Raw genomic sequence first — 3,688 nt, 5'->3', positions numbered from 1 at the left:
ACCCGGTACCCCGCCCACGCCCAGGGTCCCCGCCTAGGATCACGGCGAGGGGTGGTGACGATGGAGTTCCTGGACGCGCTGCTGGACCGCAGCTGGTTGCTGTGGATCGCGACGGCCCTCGTGCTGGGGGTGCTGGAGATCACCGCGATCGACCTGGTGTTCGCCATGCTGGCCGGGGGAGCGCTGGCCGGTGCCCTCGCCGACGCGCTGGGGCTCGGTTTCGTCGGGCAGGTGCTCGTGGCCGCGGCCGTGGCGGGGCTGCTCATCGGCACCATCCGCCCGGTCCTCCTGCGGCGCCTGACGATGCCGCCGACCGACAGCACCAACGCGCCCGCCCTCGTGGGGCGGCCCGCCCTCGTCCTGTCCGACGTCACCGTCCGCGGCGGCCTCGTCAAGCTCGTGGGGGAGACGTGGTCGGCGCGCTCGGCGGCGGGCCACACCTTCCCGGCCGGTGAGGACGTCGTCGTCACCGCCATCGACGGGGCCACCGCCGTGGTCGGCCCCCTGCACCCCGGGCCGGCGCCCGGGGCCCCGCACCCACTGGAAGGCTCGTCCTGATGGACAACGTCGTCACGCTGATCGTGCTGCTGCTGGTCGTCCTCTTCGTGGTGACGGTCATCGCCCGGACGATCCGCATCGTGCCGCAGGCCACCGCCGTCATCGTGGAACGCCTAGGCCGCTACTCCCGGACCCTCGACGCTGGCCTGCACTTCCTCGTCCCGTTCATCGACAAGGTGCGCGCGAACGTGGACCTGCGCGAGCAGGTGGTCTCGTTCCCGCCGCAGACCGTCATCACCTCCGACAACCTCGTCGTGAGCATCGACACGGTCATCTACTACCAGCCGACCGACCCGAAGTCGGCGACCTACGAGATCGCGAACTACATCCAGGCGATCGAGCAGCTGACCGTCACCACGCTCCGCAACGTCGTGGGGTCGCTCGACCTGGAGCAGACCCTGACCAGCCGCGACCAGATCAACGGGCAGCTGCGCGGCGTCCTCGACGAGGCCACCGGCCGGTGGGGGATCCGCGTGAACCGCGTGGAGCTCAAGGCGATCGACCCGCCGGCGAGCGTGCAGGACTCCATGGAGAAGCAGATGCGCGCCGAGCGCGACCGGCGCGCGGCCATCCTCAACGCCGAGGGCCTGAAGCAGTCGCAGATCCTCACCGCCGAGGGTGAGAAGCAGTCCTCGATCCTGCGGGCCGAGGGTTCCGCGCAGGCCGCGATCCTGCGCGCGCAGGGCGAGTCGCGCGCCATCACCCAGGTGTTCGACGCGATCCACCGCGGTGACCCCGACCCCAAGCTGCTGGCCTACCAGTACCTGCAGGTCCTGCCGCAGATCGCGCGCGGCGACGCCAACAAGGTCTGGATCGTGCCGAGCGAGCTGAACGACGCGCTCAAGGGCTTCGGCAGCATGTTCTCCGGCCGGGTCGACGACACGCCCTCGCGGGGCGCCCGCGCCGACCGGGGGGAGCACCCGGGGCCCGGCTTCGAGGAGCCCGTCCTCGAGGACCCGGCCGAGGCGCTGGCCCGGGCCCGCGCCGAGGCCGCCGGGGCGAGCGCCGCCGCCGAGGGGGCCACCCGGCAGGTGGGCGGCGACCCCCTGCCGTGACCGCCCGCCGTGATCACGCGGGTGCGTCCGCGAGCCGACGGCGGGAGCGGGGTTCGGCGTGCGGCGCCGGTGCCGCCGGGGCAGGGTCGCAGGGTGAGCGCCGCCAGCGACGTGTCAGCCCAGGACCTGCCCGAGCGGGCGCCGGACACCGTCCGGTGGTTGTTCGCCGACCAGCTCGGCCCGCACTTCCTCGACGCCCCGCGCCAGCGCGTGCTGCTGCTGGAGTCCACGGACGTGTTCCGCCGCGGGCGCTTCCACCGCCGCAAGGCCCACCTCATCCTCTCGGCGCTGCGCCACCGCGCGCGCGACCTGGGGGAGCAGGCGCAGTACGTGCAGGCCCCGACCTACCGCGAGGGGCTCGCCGCGGCGGGCTTCCCCGAGGGCGCCGGGGGCCTGAGCGTGTGCGACCCGACGTCCTACCCGGCGCGGCGGTTCGTGCGCCGCCTCGACGCCGTGGAGCTGCTCGCGTCGCGGGGGTTCGTCGTCTCCGAGCGGCAGTTCGCGCACTGGGCCGACGCCCGCGGAGCGAAGCGGCTGCTCATGGAGGACTTCTACCGCGAGGTCCGCCGCCACCACGGCCTGCTGATGGACGACGAGGGGCGGCCGGTCGGCGGCGCGTGGAACTACGACGAGGACAACCGCTCGGGCCCACCGAAGCAGGAGAGCCTCGACGTGGCCGGACCGTGGTTCCCGCGCGAGGACGACATCGACGCCCAGGTGCGCGAGGACCTCGACCGGTGGGAGCGCGACGAGCACGTCGAGTTCACCGGGACCGACGGCCCGCGCCGCTTCGCGGTCACCCGCCGCGAGGCGCTGACGGCGCTGCGGCACTTCCTCGCCGAGCGCCTCGAGCAGTTCGGCACCTACGAGGACGCCATGCTCACCGGCGACGAGTGGATGAGCCACTCGCTGCTGTCCGCGACGCAGAACCTCGGGCTGCTGGACCCGCTCGAGATCGCCCGCCGCGCCGAGGCGCACGGCCGCGAGCACGGCACCCGCCTGGCCTCGGTCGAGGGTTTCGTCCGGCAGGTCGTGGGGTGGCGCTCCTACACCTGGCACCTGTACTGGTACCTGGGGGAGGAGTACAAGCAGCGCAACGCGATGCAGCAGCACCAGCCGATCCCCGACTGGTTCGCGGACCTCGACGCCGACGCCGTGGACGCGAACTGCCTCTCCCACGTCCTCGCCGGGGTCCGCGACGAGGGCTGGGTGCACCACATCCCGCGCCTGATGGTGCTGGGGAACTGGGCGCTGCAGCGCGGGTACCGGCCCTCCGAGGTCGCGGACTGGTTCTGGCGCAACTTCGTCGACGGCTACGACTGGGTCATGACCACCAACGTGGTGGGGATGTCCCAGCACGCCGACCACGGCGTGCTGGCGACCAAGCCCTACTCCTCCGGCGGCGCCTACATCGACCGCATGAGCGACTTCTGCGGCGGGTGCCGCTACGACCCCAAGGTGCGGGTGGGCGAGGACGCCTGCCCCTTCACGGCCGGGTACTGGAACTTCCTGCACGGGCACCGGGAGCTGCTCGCGGGCAACCAGCGGATGACCCGGGCGCTCGGCGGCCTGGACCGCCTCAAGGACCTCGACGCCCTGCTCGTGCAGGAGGCCGCGCGCGGCACCGCGGCGCCGTAGCCTGCGGGCCATGACGACCTCCCCGAGCGCGCAGGACCTCCTCGCCGCCACGAACTACGTGCTGCTGACGACGTTCCGCAAGGACGGCCGGGCGGTGCCCACGCCGATCTGGGTCGCGCCGCTCGGGGGACGGATGGTGGCGTACACGGGAGCGGACTCGGGCAAGGTCAAGCGCATCCGCCGCGACGGTCGCGTCCTGCTCGCCCCGTGCACGTCGCGCGGCGCGCCACTGGGCGACAGCGTCGAGGGGCGCGCGAGCGTGCTGCCGGCCGGGGAGCTGACCGCGGTCCGCGCCGCGGTCGCCGCCAAGTACGGCCTCGTCTACCGCGGCTTCCAGCTCCTGCAGCGCCTCGCCGGTCTCGTGGGCCGTGGCCACGCGGACGCGGAGACCGTCGCGCTCGAGCTGCGGGTCGGCTCCTCCCCCGCCTGAGCGGCTC

At 73.5% G+C, this 3,688-nt stretch carries 4 protein-coding genes; all 4 read left to right on the top strand.

What is annotated here, in order from left to right; genetic code table 11:
- Window positions 1-60 precede the first annotated feature (60 nt).
- The 4 genes from GTR02_RS20490 (at window position 61) to GTR02_RS20475 (ending at window position 3,681) form a co-directional block, all read left to right on the top strand.
- A complete protein-coding gene (locus tag GTR02_RS20490; protein WP_166609326.1) occupies window positions 61-558 on the top strand; it encodes an NfeD family protein in 498 nt (165 codons plus the stop codon).
- A complete protein-coding gene (locus tag GTR02_RS20485; RefSeq protein ID WP_166609325.1) occupies window positions 558-1,613 on the top strand; it encodes an SPFH domain-containing protein in 1,056 nt (351 codons plus the stop codon). Before GTR02_RS20490 ends, GTR02_RS20485 begins: the two co-directional genes overlap by 1 nt.
- A gap of 93 nt (window positions 1,614-1,706) precedes the next feature.
- Window positions 1,707-3,251, top strand: coding sequence for a cryptochrome/photolyase family protein (locus tag GTR02_RS20480; RefSeq protein ID WP_166609324.1), 1,545 nt, complete (start codon window positions 1,707-1,709; stop codon window positions 3,249-3,251).
- 10 nt (window positions 3,252-3,261) lie between these two features.
- Window positions 3,262-3,681 carry a PPOX class F420-dependent oxidoreductase gene (locus GTR02_RS20475; protein WP_166609323.1) on the top strand — a complete coding sequence of 140 codons (420 nt, stop codon included), beginning with the start codon at window positions 3,262-3,264 and terminating at the stop codon, window positions 3,679-3,681.
- Window positions 3,682-3,688 lie beyond the last annotated feature (7 nt).

The organism is Kineococcus siccus, from assembly GCF_009906795.1.
Lineage (GTDB): Bacteria > Actinomycetota > Actinomycetes > Actinomycetales > Kineococcaceae > Kineococcus > Kineococcus siccus.
The sequence above is the reverse complement of the archived record's forward strand: the minus strand, read 5'-3'. Positions and strand labels throughout refer to the sequence as shown.

Coding starts and splice junctions, on each gene's coding strand:
- GTR02_RS20485 (WP_166609325.1), top strand. CDS start 558: ATGGACAACGTCGTCACGCTGATCGTGCTGCTGCTGGTCGTCCTCTTC.
- GTR02_RS20490 (WP_166609326.1), top strand. CDS start 61: ATGGAGTTCCTGGACGCGCTGCTGGACCGCAGCTGGTTGCTGTGGATC.
- GTR02_RS20475 (WP_166609323.1), top strand. CDS start 3,262: ATGACGACCTCCCCGAGCGCGCAGGACCTCCTCGCCGCCACGAACTAC.